Origin of the sequence: Pseudomonas sp. NY11955 (assembly GCF_048068035.1) — a bacterium.
Lineage (GTDB): Bacteria > Pseudomonadota > Gammaproteobacteria > Pseudomonadales > Pseudomonadaceae > Aquipseudomonas.
This window is the reverse complement of sequence record NZ_JBLUPS010000004.1, coordinates 433,944-456,523: the sequence shown is the minus strand read 5'-3', so window position 1 is coordinate 456,523 and position 22,580 is coordinate 433,944. Positions and strand designations below refer to the sequence as shown.

36 protein-coding genes are annotated in these 22,580 nt (G+C 60.7%); 35 read left to right on the top strand and 1 reads right to left on the bottom strand.

The window, feature by feature from the left end:
• The first annotated feature begins 99 nt into the window (after positions 1-99).
• The 31 genes from ACNFBR_RS10780 to ACNFBR_RS10630 all read left to right on the top strand — a co-directional run bounded on the left by ACNFBR_RS10780 (position 100) and on the right by ACNFBR_RS10630 (position 17,554).
• On the top strand, positions 100-957 hold the full coding sequence (locus tag ACNFBR_RS10780) for a Bro-N domain-containing protein (RefSeq protein ID WP_416734915.1): 858 nt from the start codon (positions 100-102) through the stop codon (positions 955-957).
• Positions 954-1,220, top strand: a complete 267-nt coding sequence (locus ACNFBR_RS10775; RefSeq protein WP_416734914.1) for a hypothetical protein — start codon at positions 954-956, stop codon at positions 1,218-1,220. The genes ACNFBR_RS10780 and ACNFBR_RS10775 overlap by 4 nt, the downstream gene beginning before the upstream one ends.
• Positions 1,217-2,143 carry a helix-turn-helix domain-containing protein gene (locus tag ACNFBR_RS10770; protein ID WP_416734913.1) on the top strand — a complete coding sequence of 309 codons (927 nt, stop codon included), beginning with the start codon at positions 1,217-1,219 and terminating at the stop codon, positions 2,141-2,143. The genes ACNFBR_RS10775 and ACNFBR_RS10770 overlap by 4 nt, the downstream gene beginning before the upstream one ends.
• The gene (locus tag ACNFBR_RS10765) at positions 2,130-2,936 is read left to right on the top strand and encodes a hypothetical protein (protein ID WP_416734912.1); all 807 of its coding nucleotides are present in this window, start codon (positions 2,130-2,132) and stop codon (positions 2,934-2,936) included. Before ACNFBR_RS10770 ends, ACNFBR_RS10765 begins: the two co-directional genes overlap by 14 nt.
• Positions 2,936-3,085, top strand: coding sequence for a hypothetical protein (locus ACNFBR_RS10760; protein WP_416734911.1), 150 nt, complete (start codon positions 2,936-2,938; stop codon positions 3,083-3,085). Before ACNFBR_RS10765 ends, ACNFBR_RS10760 begins: the two co-directional genes overlap by 1 nt.
• Entirely contained in the window at positions 3,082-3,309 is a 228-nt protein-coding gene (locus ACNFBR_RS10755; RefSeq protein WP_416734910.1) for a hypothetical protein, read from the top strand. The genes ACNFBR_RS10760 and ACNFBR_RS10755 overlap by 4 nt, the downstream gene beginning before the upstream one ends.
• Entirely contained in the window at positions 3,309-3,599 is a 291-nt protein-coding gene (locus ACNFBR_RS10750; protein WP_416734909.1) for a hypothetical protein, read from the top strand. Before ACNFBR_RS10755 ends, ACNFBR_RS10750 begins: the two co-directional genes overlap by 1 nt.
• Entirely contained in the window at positions 3,596-3,994 is a 399-nt protein-coding gene (locus tag ACNFBR_RS10745) for a recombination protein NinB (RefSeq protein ID WP_060537476.1), read from the top strand. The genes ACNFBR_RS10750 and ACNFBR_RS10745 overlap by 4 nt, the downstream gene beginning before the upstream one ends.
• Positions 3,994-4,596, top strand: coding sequence for a recombination protein NinG (locus tag ACNFBR_RS10740; protein WP_416734908.1), 603 nt, complete (start codon positions 3,994-3,996; stop codon positions 4,594-4,596). Before ACNFBR_RS10745 ends, ACNFBR_RS10740 begins: the two co-directional genes overlap by 1 nt.
• Entirely contained in the window at positions 4,593-4,721 is a 129-nt protein-coding gene (locus tag ACNFBR_RS10735; RefSeq protein WP_269806302.1) for a hypothetical protein, read from the top strand. The genes ACNFBR_RS10740 and ACNFBR_RS10735 overlap by 4 nt, the downstream gene beginning before the upstream one ends.
• A complete protein-coding gene (locus tag ACNFBR_RS10730) occupies positions 4,712-5,302 on the top strand; it encodes a hypothetical protein (protein WP_416734907.1) in 591 nt (196 codons plus the stop codon). The genes ACNFBR_RS10735 and ACNFBR_RS10730 overlap by 10 nt, the downstream gene beginning before the upstream one ends.
• 142 nt (positions 5,303-5,444) lie before the next feature.
• Positions 5,445-5,708, top strand: coding sequence for a hypothetical protein (locus tag ACNFBR_RS10725; RefSeq protein ID WP_416734906.1), 264 nt, complete (start codon positions 5,445-5,447; stop codon positions 5,706-5,708).
• 10 nt (positions 5,709-5,718) lie between these two features.
• On the top strand, positions 5,719-6,108 hold the full coding sequence (locus ACNFBR_RS10720; RefSeq protein ID WP_064590629.1) for a putative holin: 390 nt from the start codon (positions 5,719-5,721) through the stop codon (positions 6,106-6,108).
• Entirely contained in the window at positions 6,105-6,407 is a 303-nt protein-coding gene (locus ACNFBR_RS10715; protein WP_416734905.1) for a phage holin family protein, read from the top strand. Before ACNFBR_RS10720 ends, ACNFBR_RS10715 begins: the two co-directional genes overlap by 4 nt.
• 45 nt (positions 6,408-6,452) lie before the next feature.
• Entirely contained in the window at positions 6,453-6,644 is a 192-nt protein-coding gene (locus ACNFBR_RS10710; protein WP_416734904.1) for a hypothetical protein, read from the top strand.
• 8 nt (positions 6,645-6,652) lie between these two features.
• Positions 6,653-7,276: a putative metallopeptidase gene (locus ACNFBR_RS10705; protein ID WP_416734903.1), complete on the top strand. Its 624-nt coding sequence runs from the start codon at positions 6,653-6,655 to the stop codon at positions 7,274-7,276.
• 31 nt (positions 7,277-7,307) lie between these two features.
• Complete coding sequence (locus ACNFBR_RS10700) at positions 7,308-7,829, top strand: DUF2280 domain-containing protein (protein WP_416734902.1); 522 nt, start codon at positions 7,308-7,310, stop codon at positions 7,827-7,829.
• The gene (locus tag ACNFBR_RS10695; RefSeq protein WP_416734901.1) at positions 7,804-9,084 is read left to right on the top strand and encodes a terminase large subunit domain-containing protein; all 1,281 of its coding nucleotides are present in this window, start codon (positions 7,804-7,806) and stop codon (positions 9,082-9,084) included. Before ACNFBR_RS10700 ends, ACNFBR_RS10695 begins: the two co-directional genes overlap by 26 nt.
• Positions 9,085-9,086: 2 nt before the next feature.
• Entirely contained in the window at positions 9,087-10,466 is a 1,380-nt protein-coding gene (locus ACNFBR_RS10690) for a DUF4055 domain-containing protein (protein WP_416734900.1), read from the top strand.
• Entirely contained in the window at positions 10,466-11,542 is a 1,077-nt protein-coding gene (locus ACNFBR_RS10685) for a hypothetical protein (protein ID WP_416734899.1), read from the top strand. Before ACNFBR_RS10690 ends, ACNFBR_RS10685 begins: the two co-directional genes overlap by 1 nt.
• Before the next feature lie 150 nt (positions 11,543-11,692).
• Positions 11,693-12,439 carry a DUF6651 domain-containing protein gene (locus ACNFBR_RS10680; protein WP_416734898.1) on the top strand — a complete coding sequence of 249 codons (747 nt, stop codon included), beginning with the start codon at positions 11,693-11,695 and terminating at the stop codon, positions 12,437-12,439.
• A gap of 9 nt (positions 12,440-12,448) precedes the next feature.
• A complete protein-coding gene (locus tag ACNFBR_RS10675) occupies positions 12,449-13,417 on the top strand; it encodes a major capsid protein (RefSeq protein WP_416734897.1) in 969 nt (322 codons plus the stop codon).
• A 41-nt stretch (positions 13,418-13,458) separates the two neighbouring features.
• Positions 13,459-13,764 (top strand): hypothetical protein, encoded by a 306-nt coding sequence (locus ACNFBR_RS10670; protein WP_416734896.1) that lies wholly within the window; start codon positions 13,459-13,461, stop codon positions 13,762-13,764.
• Positions 13,764-14,135 carry a hypothetical protein gene (locus tag ACNFBR_RS10665; RefSeq protein ID WP_247282990.1) on the top strand — a complete coding sequence of 124 codons (372 nt, stop codon included), beginning with the start codon at positions 13,764-13,766 and terminating at the stop codon, positions 14,133-14,135. The genes ACNFBR_RS10670 and ACNFBR_RS10665 overlap by 1 nt, the downstream gene beginning before the upstream one ends.
• 1 nt (position 14,136) lies before the next feature.
• Complete coding sequence (locus ACNFBR_RS10660) at positions 14,137-14,523, top strand: glutamate 5-kinase (RefSeq protein WP_416734895.1); 387 nt, start codon at positions 14,137-14,139, stop codon at positions 14,521-14,523.
• Entirely contained in the window at positions 14,523-14,942 is a 420-nt protein-coding gene (locus tag ACNFBR_RS10655; RefSeq protein WP_416734894.1) for an HK97 gp10 family phage protein, read from the top strand. Before ACNFBR_RS10660 ends, ACNFBR_RS10655 begins: the two co-directional genes overlap by 1 nt.
• Positions 14,939-15,352: a hypothetical protein gene (locus ACNFBR_RS10650; RefSeq protein ID WP_416734893.1), complete on the top strand. Its 414-nt coding sequence runs from the start codon at positions 14,939-14,941 to the stop codon at positions 15,350-15,352. The genes ACNFBR_RS10655 and ACNFBR_RS10650 overlap by 4 nt, the downstream gene beginning before the upstream one ends.
• A 66-nt stretch (positions 15,353-15,418) precedes the next feature.
• Positions 15,419-16,582: a phage tail tube protein gene (locus ACNFBR_RS10645; RefSeq protein WP_416734892.1), complete on the top strand. Its 1,164-nt coding sequence runs from the start codon at positions 15,419-15,421 to the stop codon at positions 16,580-16,582.
• A gap of 76 nt (positions 16,583-16,658) precedes the next feature.
• On the top strand, positions 16,659-17,132 hold the full coding sequence (locus tag ACNFBR_RS10640; RefSeq protein WP_416734891.1) for a hypothetical protein: 474 nt from the start codon (positions 16,659-16,661) through the stop codon (positions 17,130-17,132).
• A 47-nt stretch (positions 17,133-17,179) separates the two neighbouring features.
• On the top strand, positions 17,180-17,392 hold the full coding sequence (locus tag ACNFBR_RS10635; RefSeq protein WP_416734890.1) for a hypothetical protein: 213 nt from the start codon (positions 17,180-17,182) through the stop codon (positions 17,390-17,392).
• Positions 17,393-17,401: 9 nt separating this feature from the next.
• Positions 17,402-17,554, top strand: a complete 153-nt coding sequence (locus ACNFBR_RS10630) for a hypothetical protein (protein ID WP_416734889.1) — start codon at positions 17,402-17,404, stop codon at positions 17,552-17,554.
• Here ACNFBR_RS10630 and ACNFBR_RS10625 read toward each other — a convergent pair.
• Entirely contained in the window at positions 17,547-17,807 is a 261-nt protein-coding gene (locus ACNFBR_RS10625; protein ID WP_416734888.1) for a hypothetical protein, read from the bottom strand. The two genes, ACNFBR_RS10630 and ACNFBR_RS10625, sit on opposite strands and share 8 nt — an antisense overlap.
• Before the next feature lie 63 nt (positions 17,808-17,870).
• On the opposite strand from ACNFBR_RS10625, the gene ACNFBR_RS10620 reads away from it, so the two are divergent.
• From ACNFBR_RS10620 to ACNFBR_RS10605, 4 genes are read left to right on the top strand one after another with little or no spacing between them, the layout of a single operon-like run.
• A complete protein-coding gene (locus ACNFBR_RS10620) occupies positions 17,871-18,128 on the top strand; it encodes a hypothetical protein (RefSeq protein WP_416734887.1) in 258 nt (85 codons plus the stop codon).
• A 56-nt stretch (positions 18,129-18,184) separates the two neighbouring features.
• Positions 18,185-18,493 carry a hypothetical protein gene (locus ACNFBR_RS10615; RefSeq protein ID WP_416734886.1) on the top strand — a complete coding sequence of 103 codons (309 nt, stop codon included), beginning with the start codon at positions 18,185-18,187 and terminating at the stop codon, positions 18,491-18,493.
• A 57-nt stretch (positions 18,494-18,550) separates the two neighbouring features.
• Positions 18,551-18,865: a superinfection immunity protein gene (locus ACNFBR_RS10610; RefSeq protein ID WP_416734885.1), complete on the top strand. Its 315-nt coding sequence runs from the start codon at positions 18,551-18,553 to the stop codon at positions 18,863-18,865.
• A gap of 57 nt (positions 18,866-18,922) precedes the next feature.
• The gene (locus ACNFBR_RS10605; RefSeq protein ID WP_416734884.1) at positions 18,923-22,573 is read left to right on the top strand and encodes a phage tail length tape measure family protein; all 3,651 of its coding nucleotides are present in this window, start codon (positions 18,923-18,925) and stop codon (positions 22,571-22,573) included.
• Positions 22,574-22,580 lie beyond the last annotated feature (7 nt).

Here is a 22,580-nt window from a genome sequence, read left to right as displayed (position 1 = left end):
CAATGCAGCACCGCAACACCAAACGGCAGGCACAAAAAAGCCGGTGGCTAGACCGGCTTCTTGTACTGCATTCGTAACACATGTGCGAGGCAATCATATATGCACCTTGGTAGCCAAATCAATACCGTGGCCATCGCGCCACAAAATGCGAACCACGATTTCGTGGCGCGCACAGTAAACCTGTTCAATTTCGAGGGGTTCGACGTTCGTGTCGTGCTCGTTGATGGTGAGCCTTGGTTCTCTGCCCGTGATGTGGCTGAAGGTCTCGGCTACTCCAATCCACAAAAAGCCGTGCGCGACCACTGCAAAAGCCCGCGCCCGGCGGGGGTGAACGATTCGTTCACCCTTGGTCCGTCGGCAAATATCATCCCCGAGCGTGACGTCTACCGGCTGGTAATGCGCTCGAAGATGCCTCAAGCAGAACGCTTCGAGGAATGGGTGGTGAGCGAGGTGCTGCCCAGCATTCGCAAAACGGGTGGCTATACCGCCCCCGCCCAGCCCGCCGACCTAAGCAAGCTGGAAATCCTCCAGATGGCCCTGGAGTCGGAGAAGGCCCGCGTCCTGCTCACCGTCCAGGTCGAGGCCAAAGCCAAGAAGATCGACCACCTGGAAAACCTATTCAAGGAAGGCATGAGCCACGTCCAGTTCTGCAAGGGCCTGAATGGGGTCAACGTGATGCAGGTGGGCCACTTCCTCGAGCGCCGAAACTGGCTCTACAACGAGAGCAGGTCCAGCACCCGGTACCGCGTCGGCGCCTACGCCCGCGACAAGTACATGACCGAGCACCAGAAGGAAATCACGCCGCACGGTCGCGAGGCGTTCATCAGCTACACCCCGATCCTGCTGCGCAAGGGCGCGGTGCGCCTGTACGAGCTGTACCTGGCCGGCGAGCTGCCCATGAAGAAGAACTGGGACGGCCTGCACACCCACGACAAGGCCGTGCGGGGTGCAGCATGAGCGAGGTTCATCGCTACAAGGTAGTAAAGATGCTGTCCGAAGGTGGCAACCGTATCAGCTACGACCCGCACGGGCCTGACGTCGTGATGGCCGAGGCATACGACCAGCTCAAGGCCGAGATTCGAATGCTGCGCAGCACTTGCGCTCGTGCAAGCGTGTGTATGGATCGCTGGAGAGAGGGTCACAGCTTCGACGCCGATGGTCCTGCTGGTCGCCTGATTGCAGAGCTCTATGCCTTGATGGGCAGGGAGTCTTCCCAATGAGCATGGAGCTGATGGTCAAGGCCATGAAGACCAAGGTCGGAAACCCACTGCGCAAACTGGTGCTGATCAAGCTGGCCGACAACGCCAACGACATGGGCGAGTGCTGGCCGTCGTATCAGCACGTTGCTGACCAGTGCGAGATCGCGCGCTCGACAGTTAAGTCGCATATCCGTGAGCTGGAGAAGGCCGGGCTGGTACGCCGCGAGTATCGCCGTAAGGGCGAGCTGAACCAGTCCAACCTGTTCCACCTGAATCTGGATGGTGGGTTTTCTCCTGCCCCGGGTGGTGGGGCGGCAGATGACCTACCCCGGTCGGCAGAAAACCCAGGTGGGGCGGCAGATGACCTACCTAGGGCAGCAGATGACCTAGGGGGTGGGGCGGCATATGACCCCAGAACCAGTCACTCTTTTGAAGCAGTAATAGAACCAGTCACTGAACCGGTTGCGACCCAGGCTGAAGCCGTGGTCGCGGAGGGCGTTGTGGTGCCTTTCGTTGCCCAGCAACCGCGCTGCGAAATCCCTGCCGATATGCCTGGCCCTAAAGATCCTGCGTGCAAGACCTTCAAGGCCTGGGCCAACTACGCCATGGCCTACCGGAAGCGCTACCACGCATGGCCGGTATGGAACGCCAAGGCCGGCGGGCAGATTGGCCAGCTGATCAGCCGTCTCGGGATCGACGCTGCCCACCATGTGGCCGCGTACTACCTGACGATCAACGACGCCCGCCTGATCAACGGCTGCCACAACCTGGGCGACCTGCTGGCCAAGGCCGAGGCCTACCACACCCAGTGGGTGACCAACCGCCAGATGAACGCCACCACTGCCCGCCAGCAGGAGCAAACCCAGGCGAACATGAACGCGGCGCAGGAAGCGGCTGACGCGATCCGCAACGGCCAGGGGGGTAAGCGCAATGCTTTCCTCTGACCAACAAGCCGAACTGGCCGTGGCCATCTGCGCCACCGCCGAGGCGATGGGGCAAGCGATCAGCGCAGGAGGCGCTCAGCTCATCGCTGAGGACCTTTCGGCCTATGAGCCTGGCGTCATCATCGGCGCACTGCGCGCGTGCCGTAGAGAGCCTGCTGGGCGCCTTTCGCTCGGTATGGTCCTCAAGAACATCCACGCGGCAGACACCCGCCCTGGCAAGGACGAGGCATGGTCCATCGCCCTGGCGGCCAGCGACGAGCACGAGACCGTGGTGCTCACCACTGAAATCCGCCAGGCCATGATCGCATCCGCTCCGATTCTGGAGGCTGGCGACAAGATCGGTGCGCGGATGGCCTTCATGAGCGCCTATGAGCGCCTGGTCAGCTTCGCCCGCGCCGAAGACCAGCCGGCCAAGTGGGAGGTTTCGCTGGGCTACGACGCCGGGCGCCGGGTGACGGCCATCGAGTCCGCCGTCCGCGCCCAGCTCATCACCCACGATACCGGTGCCAAGTACCTCGCCGACCTGCGCATCGCGCCGATCACCGAGGATGGCCAGGCCATTGCCGGCCTACTCACCGGTGAAGTGCGGGCCAAGGTCAATCCCAAGGTCCGCGAAAAGCTGGCGGAGGTGCGCTGCATCCTGACCGCCTCGAAAGCCAAGAAAGACCGCGAGCGCGCCAAGGAATCCCAGCGCCGCCGGGTCGACACTTACCTACGCAAGCGGCAGACGCGCGTCGCCATTGCTCAGTTGAACATCAAGCGCGCCGGGCAGCCGGCCGGGGAGGGGGTGTGATGAACAAAATCCACATGTGGCACCGCATGGCCTACATGGGCTTCATCATCGTGAAGTGCGGCCGGAAGGTTCGGGCCACCCAGTTCACTGACCAGCCCGAAAAAGTCACATGCAAAGCCTGCCTCAATCGCATGGGGGTGCAGTCATGAAGACTCACTACGATCCGCATCCTCATGGCGAGGAATCGGAAGAACAGGCCGTTTGCGGCACCTGGCTCGGTGGCGAGAGCAACCTGTCTGACGATTGGTCCGGTGTGGACTGCCAGCGCTGCCTCAATGGCAAGGGGAAGATCGAGGCTGCCATCGCTGATGAGGAGGCCTTCATTGTCGAGCAGATGGGTCATATGGCCGCCCACATGCGGGAGAAGCACTGATGGACACCAACAAGATGCGCGACAGCGTGCGCGAGCAGTTCGAGAAGTTTGCGCTCAGCTCTGAGGGTGGGCTGTTCCCCGGTCATCTGGCCAAGGGCGAGGATGGCGAGTACCTGAACTATGCGGCGCAGTGCTACTGGCTGTTTTGGCAGGCCTCCCGCGAGGCCGTGGTGGTGGAATTGCCGCCGAAGTGGAACTCCGAAACCAACTCGAACATGCAGTGGTGGGATCAAGGGATCGAGGATGCCCGCATGGCCATCGAGGCCCAGGTCCTGAAGGTGACGTCATGACTGAGTTCGCCATTCGCAGCAGCCAGGACCTCAACCGCCTTTACGGTGCCCTGCACGCCATCGACCTGACCAAGCCCAAGGTGGTGGTCATCAAGGACGAGAAGCGCCCAGACGTCTGCAACCGGAAGATGTGGGCGATGCTCCGCGACGTCTCCCAGCAGGTTGAGTGGTACGGCCGCAAGCTCACCGACGAGGACTGGAAGCACATCTTCAGCGCAGCGGTGCAGAAGCAGGACGCGGTGCCGGGTATCGACGGCGGGTTTGTTGTCCTGGGCGTCTCGACCCGCAAGCAGTCGCAGAAGTGGTTCAGCGACCTGTTCGAAGTGATGCACGCCTTCGGCGCCGAGCATGGTGTGCGCTGGACTGAGCCGGATCGGTGGGGAGGGCAGTACTGATGCTTGCCAAGGAGATCAAGCCGAAGAAGTGCAAGGCACCAGGTTGCGGCAAGCCCTTCAAGCCGACCATGACCACGCAGAAGGTGTGCAGCATCGCCTGTGCCAAGGCCATGGCCAAAGACCCGAAGCTGCAGAAGGTTGCGGCCAAGGCCATCACCAAGCAGGCCCGCAAGGACCTGCAGGAGCGCCGGGAGAAGCTGAAGACCCGCCGCGAGCACATGGCCGAGGCGCAAACCGCATTCAATGCCTACATCCGCGAGCGTGACGCCGGCCTTCCGTGCATCAGCTGCGACTCGCTGCCGAGCGACCACGACCTCATCACCGGCAGTCGCTGGGACGCCGGCCATTACCGGTCGGTTGGCGCCTGCCCGGAGCTGCGGTTCGAGCCGCTCAACGTCCACCGCCAGTGCGTGAAGTGCAACCGCAACCTGTCGGGCAACGCGGTCGAGTACCGGATCCGTCTGGTGAAGCGCATCGGCGCCGACCAGGTTGAATGGCTCGAAGGGCCTCATAAGCCCCAGCGGCTGACCATCGAAGACCTGCAGGCCATCAAGGCCATGTACAGGCAGAAGCTCAAAGACCTGAGGAGGGCAGCAGCATGACCTGGACAATCGCAGATACCGCCGGCGCGCTGCTGCTGGCCATGACCATCGCTTCCACCTGGTGCGTCGTCCGCGCCAAGGCCATCGCAAGCCGCCGCAAGAAGGAGAACGGCCAATGCAGCTGAACAGTGCACGGCAAGCCTGGCATGACTGCCTGTACACAGCCTGGGATAGCCAGGGCTCATTCATCGAGCGGCTCGGCCTGTTGGGCGCAATGGTCCAGACAACCGAACGGCAGCGCCACGCCGGCCATGCCGCCCACCAGGTCATTGCCGGTGGCGTGCAGTCGGCAATCGACAAGCTCAAGCCTCACGTCAAGGCATTCGGGCACTTCATGTACGCACCGCGCCTCGACGTGGATGACAAGGAAACGGCGGAGGAGGCCGTATTCTTCATGGTCCAGCAGCGGTCGCCACGCATGACCGCCGTCAAGCGCGAGAAGCTGGAGTACGTGGTGAAGGGGGTCATGGCCCGGTACCGGTACATGCACCAGGGCGGCCAGTCGGCCAATGATGATCCGCTTGAGGCGCCAGAGGGCTTCCGTGCATGGCTGAACGCGCATTACGGCGTGAAGCTTGAGTCGGTCCGCTGGGATAGGGAGTGGGGTGGCTATGTGCGTCTCGCGTTCGATTGCTGCGAGGATCTCGACAAGGATGCACTCAGTCCGATTGGTGCCGCAATCAGCGAAATGAAAAGTGCTGCATGAGGCCCTATTGCGTTCCCGCTCGGCTGGTGGCATGATTTCGCCATCCTGATAATTTTGCCTACGGCAAACACCCACATGAACCCGGCCATTGCGTCGGGTTTTTTGTTGCCTGCAGAGGCCCTCAAGAGTCCCCGGAGGCGACATGGCCCGTTCCACCTGCTGGAGCCTGCTTGCCTTCTCCATGGCCCTGGCCAGTTACGCCATGCATCGCGACATCAGCGCGAACATCTTCCTGGGCTGCCTCTTCATCATCCAGGGTCTCAAAAGACCTGACGGCTCAACCCAAGAGCGCCGGGCACTCTTTCTGGCTGCCGCACTGAGCGCGGGCATCCTCATTTTTGCGGTATGGGCTCTGGTCACCGGGATCGACTTCCGCGGCCCCTCGCCATTCCGCTACAAACACTAAGGGACTGAACATGGTCGATGCCGCTTCTGCAGCTGCCTGCACGGTTGTAGGGCTTGGCGGCATTGCCCTGGCAAGCTGCCTTCCAACGATTGATCTGAACGCTGTAGTCTGCGCCTTCGGTGGCGCGCTGCTCTTCATCCTATGGGCGAAGGACATCACACTCTGGCAGCGCATGGGCTACCTACTCGCTGGCTGGATCGGCGGCTACTACGGCTCGGCCGAGATCCTGGCCCAGGCCTGGACGAAGACCAGCGGCATCGCTGCCTTCAGCTGCGGCCTCGCCACTGTCCTGGTGAGCATCAGCGTTCTGGAGTCGATCACCACCGGCAAACTGCCGAAGTGGGTAACCGAGCTGCCAGCAGCAATTGGCAGCCTGTTCCCCAAGCGAGGGGGCCAATGACCCTAGACCAAACCATCACCCTGGCCCATGCCGGGTTCTGCGGCGGTATCTGCTTCGTCATCGCGTTCATGTACCGGCGGGGCGGGTCGAGCTACAAGTTCCTGCCAAGCCTGTGCGCCTTCTGCATGGCGTCCCTGTTCGGCCAGGAGTGGCTGAGCATCGTCGGCGCGATCCTGCTGTACGGGCAGTGGCCTGCCACATCGGTGCCCAGCACCCTGATATTCGGGATCCTGTTCATCCTGGCGCTGCGCTCGAAGGGCAATGTGGCCAGGTTGTTCGATCAATCGAGGCGCCGGTAGCGCGCCACAAAATAGCGATGCGCCGTTTGTGGCGCAGGAGTAGCCATGAGCAACGTCACACGAATTCGCCATGAGCTCCCGGTCAGCATGGATATCGTCCATGCAGTGGCAGAGTTCGATGCTGCCTTGGTGAAAGCGATTGATGCTGCCAAGAAAGCCGGCCTTCCGCAGGGGCTGCTGGTTGGCCTGCTGCATGGCCATGCCCACGCCGAGACGCACAAAATGGTGTGCAAGTGATTGGAGTAATGGCCAGGCCTGTGCCGCCACCTGAATTGCTTGAGCTGACCGAACTGTCGATGCTCGGCGCGCGGCTCCAGCCAGCGCCCGAGGTTGGCGAATGGGTGCAGGCCGCGGTCCTTGATGAGGGCGGCGAGCTGCACAACCCTGACCATGCACACTTGATCGACGCGCCGTTGCGCTTCCTGTGGGCTTCTGCCTGCTTCGAGAAGCAAGGTAGAACCGTGGTCGGCCAGGCCGAGGCGGTGATGTTCCGCGCGGGCGGGTGGCAGAAGGCCCGGCAAGAGCAGCAGATGATCGACTGGTTCGGCGAAGTGCCGGGCTTCGTCATCACCCTGGCTGCCGATTACTGCTCCCAGTGCTCCGACACCGAGTTCTGCGCCCTCATCGAACATGAGCTTTACCACATAGCCCAGAAGCTTGATCAGTACGGCGCGCCCAAGTTCACCCAGGACGGACTGCCCAGCCTGACGCTCCGTGGCCACGATGTGGAGGAGTTCGTCGGTGTGGTTCGCCGCTACGGTGCAAACCATGACGTACAGCAGCTGATCGACGCTGCAAGCCGGCCGCCCGAGGTGGCCAAAATCAACATTTCGAGGGCCTGCGGAACCTGTCTGCTCAAGTCGGCTTGATTCTGGACAGGCTCTGGACGGATGAAAGCCTATGGCAGCCCTCAGCAATGACGTGAAGGCCTTTATCGTTCAGGCCCTGGCGTGCTTCGACACGCCTTCACAGGTGGTAGAGGCCGTCCAGAAAGAATTCAGCATTACCGTGACCCGCCAGCAGGTGGAGACACACGACCCCACGAAGTACTCCGGCAAGGGCCTGGCCAAGCGCTGGGTGACTCTTTTCGAAGATACCCGAGCGCGATTCCGCGAAGAGACAGCCGAGATCCCCATCGCGAACCGGGCCTACCGGCTCCGGGCGCTGGGCAGGCTGGCCGAAAAGGTCGAGGGTATGCGCAACTACGGGCTGACCCTTCAGATCCTTGAGCAGGCCGCCAAGGAGGCCGGGGATGTCTATGTGAACCGCAAGGTCGAGCCTGACAAGTCGCTGGACGATGAGATCAAGCGACTGAACATCCAGAAGCTTCAGCGCGAACTGGCAGATCCCGACAAGGATGTGCCGGAGCCCAAGCAAGTAATCATTGGGGTTGAAGATGCAAGCAACCCTGAAGCTGAATAAGCCCCAGTTCGAATTCATCAGCCACCCGAAGAAGTTCTCTGCGTTCGTGGGCGGCTACCGTAGCGGCAAGACTTTCGTCGGCTGCGTGCGCATGTGCATCAACGCACTGGAGCACCCGAGAATCCCTCAGGGTTACTTTGCGCCAACGTACCCGCACATCGCGGACATCTTCTACGACACCATTCCGGTCGTTGCTGAGGCGTTCGGCCTAGTCGCGGACATTGTGCCGAGCAACAAGCGGGTGCATCTGCGCGACCGACGAGGGCGCCTGCTATCCACGATCATCTGCAAGAGCATGGAGCACCCGCACAAGATTGTGGGTTTCAACATTGCCCATGCCCTGGTGGATGAGATCGACTGCATGCCGATCAAGAAGGCCGACAGCGCGTGGAAGAAGATCATTGCGCGGATGTCGACCGTCTGGCCGAGTCGCAACGAGAACACGGTGGATGTGACCACCACGCCGGAGGGGTTCAACTGGGTCTATCGAAAGTTCGTGCGCGAGATCGCCGAAGACCCTGAGCAGTCCGGCCTGTACGGCATCGTCCACGCCTCAACGCGGGACAACGCCAAGAACCTGCCGCTCGACTACATACCATCGCTGCGCAAGTCCTACCCAGCCAACCTGGTGGATGCGTACATCGACGGGAAGTTCGTCAACCTGACCTCTGGTTGTGTTTACCCCAACTTCTGCCGGCGGCTGAATCACACGGATGAGGTGATTCGCCCGGGCGAGCCGCTGCACATCGGCATGGACTTCAACATCAACCGCATGGCCGCTTGCGTGTTCGTGATGCGCGAGGGCAGGGCGCTGATGCTGGACGAGTTCACTAAGCTGTTCGATACACCTGCGATGGTCGCGGCGATCAAGGCTCGGTACCCAGATCGCAGCATCACGATCTACCCGGATGCCAGCGGCAAGAACCGCAAGAGCGTCAACGGCAGCGAGTCGGACCATGCACTGCTGCGCCAGGCCGGGTTCGGCGTACAGGTCAACCCGTCGAACCCACTGGTGCGCGACAGGGTGCTGTCCGTGAACGCCCAGTTCCTTAATGGTCACGGTGAGCGCTCCCTGCTCATCAACACCGACCGCTGCCCGCAGACAACGCAGGTTCTCGAGCAGCAGGCATACAACGAACACGGCGAGCCGGCGAAGGACGGCACCGAAGACCCTGCCGACGCATTCGGCTACTTCGTCGTCCAGCGATTCCCGATCAATGTGGCGCTGGTAATGACCCAATCCCTGAGAATGTAAGCATGAGCGATAACCCGAGCTTCACCCTGCCAGCTGTCGACGAGATGCGCCGATACTGGGCGGTGATTTCGCCGCTCATGGGCGGGACGCTGGCGATGCGCGCGGCTGGGTCTGCGCTGCTGCCGAAGTATCCAGCAGAGGATGACGACGTTTACAAGTCGCGCCTGGCTCAGTCCACTCTGCTACCGGCTTACTCCGAGACGGTCAGCAACATGACCTCCCGTGTCTTTGCTGAGCCTCTACAGCTGGGCGATGACGTTCCGGCAGAGATTGCCGAGATGGCCAGGGACATCGACCTGGCCGGCGACGACCTGAACAACTGGGCCGTTGAGTTCTTCCGTAACGGCCTGAGCCACGGTCTTTGCCACGCCTTTGTTGATCACCCCGCCACTGAGGCAGGGCGCACCAAGGCAGAAGAGCGCGCCGCTGGCGTTCGCCCGTATGCCGTCATGGTCAAGGGCGAGCAGGTGCTGGGCTGGAAGTCCAAAGGCGGAATCCTGACCCATATCCGCTATATCGAGGCGGTCGAGGAAGAGGATGGCGAGTTCGGCGTAGAGGTCGTTCTGCAGATCCGCGTCCTTGAGCCGGGGATGTGGCGCACCTATCGTGCCGCCAACAACGATGCTAAGTGGGCGGTCTACGACGAAGGCGTCACGAGCCTGGCCTACATCCCGTGGGTGACGTTCTACACCGGGCGCACCGGATTCATGACGGCCAAGCCGCCGCTGCTGGAACTGGCCCACCTGAACGTCAAGCACTGGCAGAGCCAGAGCGACCAGGACAACATCCTGCATGTAATCCGCGTGCCGATTCTGGTTCGTATCGGTGTCCAGGCGCAGATGGATGCTCAGGGCAGGATGGTTCCTCCTGAGTTCAAAGTTGGAACTGGATCGCTGACTGACCTGCCTACACAAGGCGACATGAAATACGTGGAGCACACCGGCGCCGCGGTCGGATCTGGTCGGCAGGCTCTGATTGATCTGCTCGATGAGATGCGGATGGCCGGCGCCAAGCTGCTCACCCCAGACAAGGCCGCGACCAAGACCGCGACCCAAGCTGAGGAGGAGGCTGCGCAGGAGCTGTCACCGCTGGCCCGCATGGCACACCAGTTCGGTGATTGCCTCGGTCAGCTACTCGACTTCATGGCCGACTACCGCACCATTGGCGACGGCGGCACGGTCGAGATGCGCGGCAACTTCGACGTGGACTATATGCCGGAGGTCTCGCTGCCTACCCTGGTGTCCATGGCGAACTCCGGGCAGATCTCAAACGAGACCTTGTTCACCGAGATGCAGCGTCGCGGCGTGATCAGCGACGAATACAACTGGGAAGATGAAAAGGCTCGAATCGCTGAGCAAGGGCCTGCGCTTGGTACCCTGTGATGAAGACTGCCAACGAGCAACTGCTTGATGAGCTGATTGGGCACGAGGTCGACCTGACGCATTTGAGCAATGCTCAGGTCGTGGAAATCATCAAGATCCTGAACAGCCAGGATCCGGAATTGCGAGCCGCGCTGATTGAGGAGATCGACGGAATCGGACCGGACCTGTCCGAAGCATCCGTAGCGCTCGCCTTGGCGGGCGCGCTGGGGATCAACCGGGCTGTCTTCGCCCGAGTCCGCCAAGCCCTGATCCAGTCGACCGATGATCTGATTCGATACGAGCTGTCGTTCGTTCAAAGCGCACTCCAAGCTGTGCTTCCTGCTCTGGTGCAGGATCAGTATCCGGTCAAGCCAGCCGATTTTGCCCAGGTGCAGGAAGCCGCGAGGACTCTACCGTTTCAGGGCAGGCTGATCAGCGAGTGGCTGGCCGGGGTCGAATCCGGTCGGGCAGCCTCGATCCGTGATTCTGTGCGATCTGGGATAGTGGATGGAAAGCCGACTGCCGAGATCGTCCGCACGATCATGGGCACGAAGGCGGAGAGGTATGCCGACGGCGTTCTCCAGAAGTCGCGCCGAGATGTTGAGTCGGTGGTGCGGTCGGCAGTGTCGAGCGCTGCAGCAGTGGCCAGCGACAAATCATTTGAGGCCAACGACGCCCTCATTAGTCATGTTGAATGGGTCAGCATTTTGGATAGCCGGACAACGACCATGTGCCGCATCCGCGACCGACTGCCCTACACGATGGGAACGTACAAGCCGATCGGCCACAAGATTCCATGGTTGGCTGGCCCGGGCAGGCTTCACTTCTGCTGCAGGTCATCAAAGTGGTCCGTGCTGAAGAGTGCGAAGGCGCTTGGTATCACCGACGCCGAAGTCATGGCCTTGATGGACGGTAAGTCACCTCAGCAGACGGCATTCGGCGAGTGGTTGGAGCGTCAGCCAGCGGCTCGGCAGGACCAGATCCTCGGGCCAGAGCGCGGAAAGCTGGTGCGACAGGGCAAGCTGAAGCTGCAGGATTTCTACAACGACAAGGGCAAGTTCCTGACGCTCGAAGAGCTTCATGAGCGCCTGATGTAGCCCGCGCCACAAAACACAAATGCGCCGTTTCGTGGCGCCGAATTCAAAAGCCTCGCCAAGTGCGGGGCTTTTTAATGCCTGCGGTTCGGATGGACGGGGCGCAACTGGGTCGGATGACCCGACAACGGCCGGATGGCCCAGAGAGACGACATGAAACTCAAGACTGTTGAAGTGGATGGCAAGCAGTATGCGGTGATCGAGGACGGGAAACCGGTCTATGTGGAAGACGACGGCAAAGAAGTCGCCTTCGACGCAGCAGGCACCCGAAGCACCATCACCCGCCTGAACGCCGAGGCCAAGTCGCATCGAGAGCGTGCCGATGGATTCGAGAAGACCGCCAAGGCCTTCGAGGGCATCGAAGACGCTGCAGCCGCGCGCAAGGCCTTGGAAATCGTCGCCAACCTCGACGCCAAGAAGCTGGTGGATGCCGGCGAGATCGAGAAGGTGAAGGGCGAAATCAGCAAAGCCTTCCAGACCCAGCTGGATGAAGCCAACGGCAAGGCGCAGACCTTCGAGCAGCAACTGTACGCCGAGAAGATCGGCGGAAGCTTCGCCCGCTCGCAGTACATCGCCGAGAAGATGGCTGTTCCGGCCGACATGGTGCAGGCCACCTTCGGCAACAGCTTCAAGATCGAGGAAGGCAAGGTCGTCGCCTACGACGCCCAGGGCCAGAAGATCTTTAGCCGATCCCGCCCTGGTGAGCTGGCCGACTTTAACGAAGCGCTTGAAACCCTCGTCTCGCAGTACCCGCACCGCGATCACATCCTCAAAGGCTCTGGTGCTCAAGGCACCGGGGCAAATCCGAACAATGGTCACAGGCCGCCAGCCAAGGGAAGCCTTGGCGGCGACAAGGCATCGCGCCTGGAAGCCATCAAGGCCATGACCGCAGACGCATAAGGAAACGATATGTCTCTTTCGAACATGAAGGTGTTCAACGAATACCTCAAGCGCACCACCATCGAGACGCTGGCTCAGGACGTTGAGAAGTTCAACGCCTCGTCCCGTGGCGCGATTCGCCTCACCACCCAGGGCATCGACGGCGACTTCCTGCAAGAGTCGTTCTGGGCTGGCCTGCATGGTGCCCAGCGCCGCGTTGATCGCTATGCAGCCAACGGCGCGCAGGCATCGACCCCGCTGTCCCAGAAGCAGTACGACTCCGTGAAGATCGCCGGCGGCTTCGGTCCGATCATCTGGGAGCCGTCGCAGCTGTCGTGGGTGCAGAAGAACCCGGAAGAAGCGCTGGAAGTGATCAGCCGCAACCTGTCCGAGTCGATCATGGCCGACCAGCTGAACACCGCCATCGCTGCCCTCGTGGCTGCCATCGGCAACCAGCCTGGCGCAACCAACGACGTGTCGGCTACCGCCGGTGTCAGCTACGGCGCGATCAACAACGCCCACGCCCTGTTCGGTGATGCCTCGCAGCGCCTGGTGGCCCAGGTCATGAACGGCGCGATGTACCACAAGCTGATTGGCCAGAACCTGGTCAACGCCGAGCGTCTGTTCACCTTCACCGGCGTCCAGGTGGTCGACATCCTCGGCAAGGCGGTGATCGTCACCGACTCGCCGGCCCTGTCCGAAGCCGGCACCCCGGACAAGCAGAAAGTGCTGAGCCTGACCGATGGCGCAGCGGTGGTGATGGATGGCTCCGATCTGATCACCAACATCGAGACCTCCAACGGCAAGGAGCGTATCGAAACCACCATGCAGGCCGACTACACCTTCGGTCTGGGCCTCAAGGGCTTCACCTGGGATACCACCAACGGTGGCAAGTCCCCGACCAACGCCGAGCTGGCGACCGGGACCAACTGGGATCTGGTGGCGAACAGCATCAAAGCATCGGCAGGCGTTCTCACCATCGGTGACGCTGACAAGTGATCGGTCCAGCGCCCTGCGGGGCGCTTTCCAAGGAGGCAGTCATGCCCGAGAAAATCGTCTACGAGCAACACCCGGTCACCGCTGAGCGCAAGGAATACCTGCGCCAGAAGGGCTACAAGATCATCGACGCCAAGTTCGCGCCAGAAGGCTATGAGCATCCAGAGCCTTCGAAGGAGGCCAAGGTGAGCAAGGCTGATGCCAAGAAGGCAGCTGCTGAGGCCAAGCTGAAGGCCGAAGAGCAAGCCAAGCAGAAAGCAGATCTGCAGGATGCCCTGAAAGCCAAAGGCATCGAGTTCAGCGCTGATGCCAGCCTGGAAGACCTGCAGAAGCTGATCGAGGCCAAGTAATGACCATCTACATCACCGTCGAGCAGGTAGACGCCCTGCTTGGGCCGACCTGGGCGCCCGACGACCAGAAGGCCCGGGCGGTGCTGATGGCCAACACCTGGCTCACCAATCTCGGCCTGCCTGAGTTCGACCCGGTACCGGATGACGTGATTCAGGCCGGCGCCGAGATCGCCAGAGAGGCTGCGGCTGGCAACATCTACGGCAGCAAGGAAACCGGCGTGCTGAGCAAGTCGGTCAACGCTGACGGGGTTTCCAGCAGCAAAACCTACTCGGAATCCTCCCGCACCATCAGCGCTGGCGAATCGTTCGCCCTAGCGCTGCTGGCGCATTACCTGAACAGCAGCGGCCAGACCAAGATCGTGAGGGGTTGATATGGGACTTCGCGATGAACTGCAGGCTGACCTGGCTGAAGCTTTCAACACGGACTTGGCTGATGCGGTCGTGAACTTCACGGGCGAGTATATGGGGCCTGGCGATTGGGATCCGGTCGAGGAGGTCAGCACGGCGCAGCCAATGATGTATACGGGCCGTGGCGTGCTGTCTCGCTACGAGGATCGGCGGATCGACAACATCAACATCTTGGTCGGCGATCTTCGCCTGACGGTCCTCGCCAATGAGATAACCGATGTGCCTGATGTTGGTCACAAGGTAACCGCGCCTGACCTGATGGATCGTGCGAAGCAGCTCACCTACGAAGTCAAGACCGCCCGGGCTGACCCAGCATCGGCCACCTACCGCCTGCAGCTCAGGAGGTCGTGATGGCCGGATGGTCGCTGTCGCCGGTGCTGTTCGCGGATCAGGTAGAGCAAGACCTGGTAGAGATGCAGCGCAACATCGTCATCGACCTGGTTCAGGAGATCACGATCCACGCGCCGATCGACAGCGGCAACTACATGGCCGACAACATTGTTTCGATAGGCTCCGAGGACTACAGCGTCAACACCAAGCTGGACATCCTCGGCACCGAGACCCGAAGCGCGGCCCGTGCTGCGCTGACAGATTTGAAACCTTTCAGCACGGTCTTCGTACAGAATAACAGCGCGTACGGCGAGGTCATCGAGTTCGGAGGCTACCCGAGCGGCCCTAGCGTCAAGATCACGCCCGACGGGTACAGTCGCATGGCGCCAAAGGGCGTGTACGGGATTTCCTTCATCGCTGTGACAGAGAAATGGACATGACCGTACCCTTCGAGACAGTCCGCAAGACGCTCACTGCCCGGATGGCGTCGTTCGCCGGCATCGAGCAGGCGAGGATTGAGTATGCGAACGCACAGCAGCCAGGTGGAGGAATATTTAAGCCTCCCGCGGAAGGCGTCTGGTGTGCCTTCGAAATCCAGTACGCCACGCCGTTCTTCTGCGGCATGGCTGACAAGCCGGGCTATCGGAGGCCAGGGCAGGTGGTCATCCAGTGCTTCTGCCGGCGATCCACCGGGCTGTCAGCCCTGAACATGCTCGCCGACGCACTTTCGGACCACTTCCAGGCCTGGCAGTCAGGCCATATCGAATGCATGGAGGTCGCCCAGCAGGTTGTCGGCGACTTCGAAGACTACTACCAGATCAACGTGAACGTCCGGTTCCGCGCCGGCTGACCTGCAAGACCCTGATCCTGCCCGCCTTGAGCGGGTTTTTTATGCCCGCAGAAAGGAGACATTCGCATGTCGTCTGGCGCACAAGTCACCAGTTACCTGATTCCCGAGGTTACCCCGGGCATCACCCCAACCACCGGCGCCTGGGATACCCTGCGCCTGACCAGCAACACCCTGTCGCCGACCGTGAATACCCAGGTCAGCGACGAGATCACCGACTCCCGCATCAGCCAGGGCTCGGTGGTCTCCAGCGCCGACATTCAGGGCGACCTGGTGGGTGAGCTGTCCTACGGATCCTTCGACAAGCTGCTGGAAGCCGCCTTCTACGGCACCTGGTCTAGCGATGTCCTGACCGTAGGCAGCACTCGCCGCACCTTCACCATCGCGAAGAACTTCAACGACGTGAGCGTGTATACCCTGTTCAAGGGCATGCATGCGTCGGTCTTCGCTCTGGATATCCCGTCCGACGGGAAAATCACTGCTACCTTCACCATGGCCGGCCTGGACTACGCCGACGGTGACACCAACACCGTTTCGACTATCACCCCGCCGACCACCACCCCGTTCATGTCGAACCTGAACGTGGGCACCATCACTGTCGACGGGCAAAGCCTGGAAGGTGTGGCTTGCGTATCGGCCTTGACCATCAACCTGGACAACAGCCTTCAGGCTCAACGCTGCATTGGTAACGGCAAGCTCGGCCCTGGCGCCCAGATCGCGACCGAGGCGGCCATCACTGGCACCGTCACTCTTGCTTGGTCGAACCGCGCCTGGCAGATCTGGAAGAACACCTTCAGCCGGAAAACCATTGCGCTCGCATTCCCGATCACTGACAGCCTGGGCAACCGCTATGACCTGTCGTTCCCGGCCCTTGAGGTGGATGGCGACCTGCCGAATGGCGGCAAGCGCGACCTGATCGAGGTCACACTGAACTACACCGTAGCCAAGCAGGCCCCGACCATTACCCGCGTGCCGTTCGTTCCGGTGTCTAGCGTGTCCGTAACCCCGACCACGGCCTCGATTGCCGTGGCTGCCACCCGGCAGCTGACCGCATCTGCGCTGCCTTCTGGCGCCGCCCAGAACGTCACCTGGAGCAGCTCGGCGCCTTCGATCGCCACGGTCAACTCGTCCGGCCTGGTCACCGGCGTTGCTGCTGGCTCGGCAGTCATCACCGCCACCAGCGTGTCGGACCCAACCAAGACCGCCACCTCGGCGATCACGGTCACCGCGTAACCAGAATCACCTTTGGCCGCCCCGGGATAACGCCGCCCGGGCCGGCCCTTTTTATGGCGTGGCGTGAGGATGATTCATGGCTCTCAAGCTGAAAAAGATCGACACCAGCAAGAACGCTGAGGCGCGCTGGGAAGAGTTCGATGCCGATACCAAGATTCTGCTGATGCCGCTGGACAACCAGCAGTACCAGATCGCCCTGGAGCGCATGCGCCGCCGCTTGGCCCGCAACGATGCCCAGTTCGGCCAGGAGGCGGTGGGCGTGATCGAGGGCGAAAAGACCGAGCACGATAACCACTGCCTGCTCCTGGCGTCCTTCATCGTCAAGGACTGGCAAGGCGCCCAGGACGAGAACGGCAAGCCGCTGGCCTACAGCGAGAACACCTGCACCGAGATGCTGTGCGGTGATGCTGACTTCTTCTATTTCGTCCTGCGCCGCGCCGCGGCCATTGCCGCCGACAACCGGGCTGAGCAGGACGAGATCAAGGGAAAGCTGTCGCCCGCTTCGAATGGGAGCGGGAATGGGGCCATCGAACCGCAAAACGAAGCCTGATCTACCAGAAGCTGCGCATCGCGGTTCCGGATGAGCCGGAACTGGATGTGATCACCGGCAGCCTGCTGAACGCGTTCCGAAATGCGGCACGCGGCCGGCGCTACCTGGTCGGTGCAGCAGCAGTGCAGCCGCTGAGGCTATCTGCGCGGGAGATCACTGACTGGCTTGAGGTGCACCCGCTGCCCTTGCCTAGGCGGCTCGTAGACGAGGTGATATTCGCCCTGGATGAGGTCGCGCTGGTGGGAGAGGACGAAAATTAGGAGATGAGCATGCAAAATCTGGAAGAAATTGAAGAGCAGCCGGATGGTAAGCCAGTAAAAACGCTCGAGGAGTTGAAGAAGCTCGCGAGTGATGAGGCCGACCTATTAGAGCGCCGGCTCACGCGCCTCGAAGAAGCGCTCGGATTGAATCCGATTATCTAGCGGATTTAGCCTCGTCGCAAAGCTGCTTGATCAGAACCTTGTTAGCTCTGGCTTCGCCGCTCCAGCGCATACCGCTTGCTGCTGCCAGTGCCGTGTCGAGGACTGCATCAACGCCGCTGTCCCCTGACGACTCATGCACAGCCTTGAGCAGTCCTCGAGTCAAGCAGGCCATAGTCTCAACGGTGTTAGCTAGCTCTTGAATGTACTTCTGCTGTTGCTCAATGAAGCGATGCATCTCTCGTTCGTAGCTCATGCGACCTCCTGGTCGATGTTGCCCCGGTCCATGGGCTTGCCGGCAGTGGACCGGAGCGGGTAGTTGGAGGCGAAACGCTACTACGGTGCCCAGGTTCGCGGCTACTGGAATTCCATCCAGGCCGGCGCGCCTAAGGCGCTTCAAGAAAACAGGGGCAACAACATGGCAGAGCAACAGGAGCAGGGTGAGCAAGATTTGACACGAGGCGATACCCCGCTTTCGCCTGAAGCGATGATCGAGGAGAAGCGCAAGGCAGATGAGCTGCTTGAGCGCCGGCTGTCGCGCCTTGAAGAGGCTGCGGGGTTGTCGAAGCTGACGTAGTCGTACACGTGCACGTTGGCGAGTGGTAAATTGCCTCCATCAGAAAAGGAGGCCACGTGAATTACGATAGAGAAGAGCTACTCAGAAAGATCAACGAGCTGGTGGGAGACTGGTTCTACAGGGACCTCAATGCTGACAGCCCGGCCTCAGACTGGCTGGAGCGCGGCGAAGAGCAGACCGCCGTAAACGTTAGGATTGCGGCAGTAGTAACTGGTAGTTCTGTCGCACCCAGCCAGTCTATCGAGGAGATGATGAAGTTCGAGGTTGAGGCATTGCGACCCGCTGCGAGAGACAGGGTCGCAAAACAACTTCGCCCTGGCGGAGAGATATGGCAAGCACTGCATGCACCTAAAGCGCAGGGCTGACGAGAGCGGTATACTGCCGTAATTCCTGAAAAATCGTGAAATTCTGGGTGGGAATGGATGCTTGACGACATAGGTACCGAAGGTTCTCTGATGCTCCTGTTCATTGGAGTGGTTCTGTATTTCCTGCCGACGATCAACGCCAAGAGCAGGAACCACCCAAGTCGCGGAGGGATATTTGCCCTCAATCTCTTCCTGGGATGGACCTTCCTCGGATGGGTTGCGGCGGTTATCTGGTCCGCATCATCTCTGAATAGCAGCTCTGAAAATTCGAATGGGAAGGCCTCAGAACTCGAAAAGCTCGCAGATCTCAAGGAGAGAGGGCACATCAGCGAAGCAGAGTTCGAGAAGGAAAAGTCCCGGATCCTGAAGTGATTCCTGAACACCATACAAACCCGCCTAGTGCGGGTTTTTTTACGCCCGGAGAAAGCTATGGCGCTAAAATCCCGCCTCGAGCTTGAAGTTGACGGAAGAAGCGCAGAGCAGCAGGTTAACAGCGTCAGGGCGGCTCTCGAGGCTCTGGAGCAGGTGGGCGTGCGAGCCAATTCCACGCTTCGCAAGTCTGGCTCTGACTACGCCAACCTGGCTATGGCCTTGGCTAAGGTGCAGGCCGCGAATGACAAAGCGTCGGCAGCAACTGAGTCAGCAGCAAAAAGCGCTGATGCGGCAGCGAAGGCAGCCGCCAGCCAAAGAAAGGAACTGGACAGCCTGCTTGGCAAGATCGACCCGCTCACCAAGAAGCTGAACGACCTAGCCGCCCAAGAAGCAGCCTTGGCCCAGGCCCGTGACTCTGGGCAGATCAACTCGGCCACCTTTGATGCCTACAGCCGAAAGCTGCAGGATTCTCTGAACTCGCTTGCCGGTGTGTCGAATGCCCAAAAGGTTGTGGGTGAAACGGCGGAGCAAGCCAGAACCCGAATTCTGGCGATTGCCGAAGCCTCGGTGAAGGCTGCACAAGAGCAGCGAAACCTGGCTAGCGTTGCCACTGGCCTCTCGGAGGCAGAGCAGGGCCTCCTGTCCGGAAACATGGTCCTCGCGGCTAATCAAGGACGTCTGGCTGAGTCGACCCAGAAGGTTGCAGTAGCCAATCGGCAGGTAAAGGTTACCACTGAGGCACAGACCGAGAGTCTGAACGATCTTCTCGCCGCTATTGACCCAACCACGCGAGCACTCAACCGCCTGGATGAGCAGGAGCGCAAACTGGCGAAGCAGAAGAAGATCGGTGCCCTTGATGCTGATACCTTCGCACAGTACCAGGGTAAGATTGATCAAGCTCGCGCTGCGCTTACCAGCTTTGATGACGGCCTCAAGAAAACCGGGATAAGTGCCAAGCAGAACGCCGCCGCGCTCCGAATGCTGCCTGCCCAGTTCTCCGACATCCTCATCAGCCTTCAAGGCGGGCAGGCGCCGCTGACTGTTTTCCTGCAGCAAGGCTCGCAAATTAAAGACTCCTTTGGCGGGATGGGTCAGGCCGCGAGGGCAACGAGCAGCTATGTTCTTGGCCTGGTCAACCCATTCACAGTCGCTGCTGCGGCGGCCGGGGTTCTTGCGCTGGCTTACAAGCAAGGTAGTGATGAGGCTACTGCCTTCAATTCTTCCCTTGCCCTGACTGGCAATACGGCTGGCACAACCACAGAGCAACTCGCCACAATGGCGCAGCAGGTTTCTGCCACCGGAGGTACTGTAGGTAAGGCAGCGGCTGTGCTGGCCCAACTGGCTGCCTCTACACGCATTCCTACATCCTCATTTGAGTCGATCACCCGGGCGGCTATCGACTTCGAGTCAGCCACCGGCCAGGCTGCAGAAGAGACCGTCAAGAACTTCGAGAAGATCGCCAAAGATCCAGTGGCCGAGATCCTGAAGCTCAATGAGTCCATGAACTTCCTGACGGCCTCGACCTACGAGCAGATCAAGGCATTGCAGGAGCAGGGGAGAACTCAGGCAGCCGCAGAGCTTGCGAACGATGCGTATGAGCAGGGCTTGAATCGGACCTCGAAAGGTGTACGGGACAACCTTGGATACATCGAGGCCAGCTGGAAGGCAGTGACGGGAGCAGCCAAGGCGGCCTGGGATGCGGCGCTGAACGTGGGCCGTGAAAAGACGTTGGATGACCAGCTGAAAGCACTGGACGAGCAACTTGCTTCTATAGCGAGGGCTGCAGACCTCAGAAATCAGCGCAATCCACGCGGAGGGAAGGTTGATCCAATCAGTAACCTTACTCCAGATGACACCTTCCGTCAGCAGGCTTTGGAGGCTGAGAAGACTCAGCTGTTAATCCTGAAGTCTGAGAAGGACCGCCGCGCGATGGCCCAGGGTCTAGCTCAGCAGCAGCAAAAACAAGCACTGGACGACCAAATCGCCTTGGACAAACTGCGTGAAAATGCAGAAAACAATGCCGCCAAACGCGAAAAGGCGATAGCCGAGTATCGCCTGCTCGTAGAGCGCAGGGTGTCAGAGGCGAAGATCAAGAATGACAACTCGCTCCTGATCTCTGCCGAGCAACAAGCCAAAGACATTGCAGCGATCAACGAGAAGTACAAAGATCCACGCAAGCCAAAAGGTCCGCAATATCGGGAAGACGCCGGCCAGCGCATGTTGGACGAGGCCCGCCAGCGCTATGCCGTTCTGCAGCAGCAGGGCCGGGTTATCGCTGGTGAGGTAGAGCAGACCCAGAAGCTCGGCACCGAAGCCAAGAAGCTGATCGAGCTCGAAACCGAGATCGCCAACCTCAAGGAGCAAAAGACCCTCACCGCGTCGCAGAAGCAGGTTCTGGCGATGGCTGAGCTGAACCTAGCCCAGCAGAAGCAGAACGCTGAGCTTGAGAAGGCCAACCAGCTCACCCAGGCTCGATTGGAGAACGAGGCCAAGCTGAAGGCGTTCAGGGAGAACCTGCAGTCACAGCTTGAGCTGTCGCGCGAGGGCCAGGAGGTAGAGCTGGCCGGGGCAGGGCAAAGTGACAGGTTGCGACGACGGCTCCAGGACGATCTGAAAATTCGCCAGGACTATCAGAAGCAACTGGACAAGCTGACTCGCGACTACAACCGAATCGACAACCCGACCACAGCCGATACCGACCTCTACAAGGGTGAGACTGACGCCCTGCGTGCGGCACTTGCCACTCGCATGGCCGACCAGCAGAACTATTACGCCGCGCAGGACGCGATGCGCGGAGAGTGGTTGATAGGGGTTTCCGAGTCCTGGCAGAACTACGTCGACATCACCACCAACTACAACGAGCAGGCCCGGGCGGCTACCGAGTCGATCCTTGGCGACACCACCTCGTCGATCTCTGGCAGCATTCAGGGGATCATCAAGGGCACGGAAAGCCTGGGCGATGCCTTCGGCAACCTGGCGGGCACCATTGCCAACTCGATGCTGACGGCGTTTTCCGACATCACAGCGCGGTTCTTGGTGATGCAGGCGCTCAAGCTTGCTGGAATCCAGGCGGAAGCCACCCAGACGGTGGCGGCGGAGGGTGTCAAGACTACTGCCAAGCTGACCACGGACGCGGTCACGACGGCTAGTAGCCTGTCGTCGATCGGCACCGTCCTGACCGCCAACCTGGCAGCTGCCGCTGAAACTCTGGCCTCTTGGGCTCCAGCAGCGCTTGTGGCGTCCATTGGTACGTTCGGCGCGGCTGCTGTCGTGGGCGGTACCGCGCTCGTCGCGGCATACGCGCTGCTAAAGGGCTTTTCCGAAGGCGGCTACACCGGCGCGGGCGGTAAGTACGAACCGGCTGGCGTGGTGCACAAAGGCGAGGTCGTCTGGTCGCAGGCTGATATCCGTCGTTTCGGCGGAGTGTCCGCGGTCGAGGCGCTGCGCACCGGCAACGTGACGCCGATCACCGCAGCTCGCTCTTCGTCGTCATCTTCGACTGGCAGCAGCGCTGGCACTTCTACGTCGCAGAACACCAACGTCTACGTCAGCCTGGTTCAAGACCAGTCTCGCGCAGGAACTGTTCAGCAAAGCACCAGAGATGATGGCAGCGCCCAAGTGGAGGTCTTCGTGGCTGACATCTATGGAGGTGGCGAGAGATCACAGGCTCTTGAAAGCACCTACGGACTCAAGCGCGTGGGCACCTAACGAGGAA

Bases quoted from the DNA above. Each gene is read 5' to 3' on its own strand.
- ACNFBR_RS10770 (WP_416734913.1), top strand. From the start codon at position 1,217: ATGAGCATGGAGCTGATGGTCAAGGCCATGAAGACCAAGGTCGGAAAC.
- ACNFBR_RS10760 (WP_416734911.1), top strand. From the start codon at position 2,936: ATGAACAAAATCCACATGTGGCACCGCATGGCCTACATGGGCTTCATC.
- ACNFBR_RS10745 (WP_060537476.1), top strand. From the start codon at position 3,596: ATGACTGAGTTCGCCATTCGCAGCAGCCAGGACCTCAACCGCCTTTAC.
- ACNFBR_RS10645 (WP_416734892.1), top strand. From the start codon at position 15,419: ATGTCGTCTGGCGCACAAGTCACCAGTTACCTGATTCCCGAGGTTACC.
- ACNFBR_RS10700 (WP_416734902.1), top strand. From the start codon at position 7,308: ATGGCAGCCCTCAGCAATGACGTGAAGGCCTTTATCGTTCAGGCCCTG.
- ACNFBR_RS10695 (WP_416734901.1), top strand. From the start codon at position 7,804: ATGCAAGCAACCCTGAAGCTGAATAAGCCCCAGTTCGAATTCATCAGC.
- ACNFBR_RS10740 (WP_416734908.1), top strand. From the start codon at position 3,994: ATGCTTGCCAAGGAGATCAAGCCGAAGAAGTGCAAGGCACCAGGTTGC.
- ACNFBR_RS10625 (WP_416734888.1), bottom strand. From the start codon at position 17,807: ATGAGCTACGAACGAGAGATGCATCGCTTCATTGAGCAACAGCAGAAG.
- ACNFBR_RS10660 (WP_416734895.1), top strand. From the start codon at position 14,137: ATGGGACTTCGCGATGAACTGCAGGCTGACCTGGCTGAAGCTTTCAAC.
- ACNFBR_RS10690 (WP_416734900.1), top strand. From the start codon at position 9,087: ATGAGCGATAACCCGAGCTTCACCCTGCCAGCTGTCGACGAGATGCGC.
- ACNFBR_RS10780 (WP_416734915.1), top strand. From the start codon at position 100: ATGCACCTTGGTAGCCAAATCAATACCGTGGCCATCGCGCCACAAAAT.
- ACNFBR_RS10605 (WP_416734884.1), top strand. From the start codon at position 18,923: ATGGCGCTAAAATCCCGCCTCGAGCTTGAAGTTGACGGAAGAAGCGCA.
- ACNFBR_RS10765 (WP_416734912.1), top strand. From the start codon at position 2,130: ATGCTTTCCTCTGACCAACAAGCCGAACTGGCCGTGGCCATCTGCGCC.
- ACNFBR_RS10670 (WP_416734896.1), top strand. From the start codon at position 13,459: ATGCCCGAGAAAATCGTCTACGAGCAACACCCGGTCACCGCTGAGCGC.
- ACNFBR_RS10730 (WP_416734907.1), top strand. From the start codon at position 4,712: ATGCAGCTGAACAGTGCACGGCAAGCCTGGCATGACTGCCTGTACACA.
- ACNFBR_RS10655 (WP_416734894.1), top strand. From the start codon at position 14,523: ATGGCCGGATGGTCGCTGTCGCCGGTGCTGTTCGCGGATCAGGTAGAG.
- ACNFBR_RS10680 (WP_416734898.1), top strand. From the start codon at position 11,693: ATGAAACTCAAGACTGTTGAAGTGGATGGCAAGCAGTATGCGGTGATC.
- ACNFBR_RS10720 (WP_064590629.1), top strand. From the start codon at position 5,719: ATGGTCGATGCCGCTTCTGCAGCTGCCTGCACGGTTGTAGGGCTTGGC.
- ACNFBR_RS10710 (WP_416734904.1), top strand. From the start codon at position 6,453: ATGAGCAACGTCACACGAATTCGCCATGAGCTCCCGGTCAGCATGGAT.
- ACNFBR_RS10630 (WP_416734889.1), top strand. From the start codon at position 17,402: ATGCAAAATCTGGAAGAAATTGAAGAGCAGCCGGATGGTAAGCCAGTA.
- ACNFBR_RS10665 (WP_247282990.1), top strand. From the start codon at position 13,764: ATGACCATCTACATCACCGTCGAGCAGGTAGACGCCCTGCTTGGGCCG.
- ACNFBR_RS10640 (WP_416734891.1), top strand. From the start codon at position 16,659: ATGGCTCTCAAGCTGAAAAAGATCGACACCAGCAAGAACGCTGAGGCG.
- ACNFBR_RS10725 (WP_416734906.1), top strand. From the start codon at position 5,445: ATGGCCCGTTCCACCTGCTGGAGCCTGCTTGCCTTCTCCATGGCCCTG.
- ACNFBR_RS10685 (WP_416734899.1), top strand. From the start codon at position 10,466: ATGAAGACTGCCAACGAGCAACTGCTTGATGAGCTGATTGGGCACGAG.
- ACNFBR_RS10705 (WP_416734903.1), top strand. From the start codon at position 6,653: ATGGCCAGGCCTGTGCCGCCACCTGAATTGCTTGAGCTGACCGAACTG.
- ACNFBR_RS10775 (WP_416734914.1), top strand. From the start codon at position 954: ATGAGCGAGGTTCATCGCTACAAGGTAGTAAAGATGCTGTCCGAAGGT.
- ACNFBR_RS10735 (WP_269806302.1), top strand. From the start codon at position 4,593: ATGACCTGGACAATCGCAGATACCGCCGGCGCGCTGCTGCTGGCCATG.
- ACNFBR_RS10755 (WP_416734910.1), top strand. From the start codon at position 3,082: ATGAAGACTCACTACGATCCGCATCCTCATGGCGAGGAATCGGAAGAA.
- ACNFBR_RS10650 (WP_416734893.1), top strand. From the start codon at position 14,939: ATGACCGTACCCTTCGAGACAGTCCGCAAGACGCTCACTGCCCGGATG.
- ACNFBR_RS10675 (WP_416734897.1), top strand. From the start codon at position 12,449: ATGTCTCTTTCGAACATGAAGGTGTTCAACGAATACCTCAAGCGCACC.
- ACNFBR_RS10750 (WP_416734909.1), top strand. From the start codon at position 3,309: ATGGACACCAACAAGATGCGCGACAGCGTGCGCGAGCAGTTCGAGAAG.
- ACNFBR_RS10715 (WP_416734905.1), top strand. From the start codon at position 6,105: ATGACCCTAGACCAAACCATCACCCTGGCCCATGCCGGGTTCTGCGGC.
- ACNFBR_RS10610 (WP_416734885.1), top strand. From the start codon at position 18,551: ATGCTTGACGACATAGGTACCGAAGGTTCTCTGATGCTCCTGTTCATT.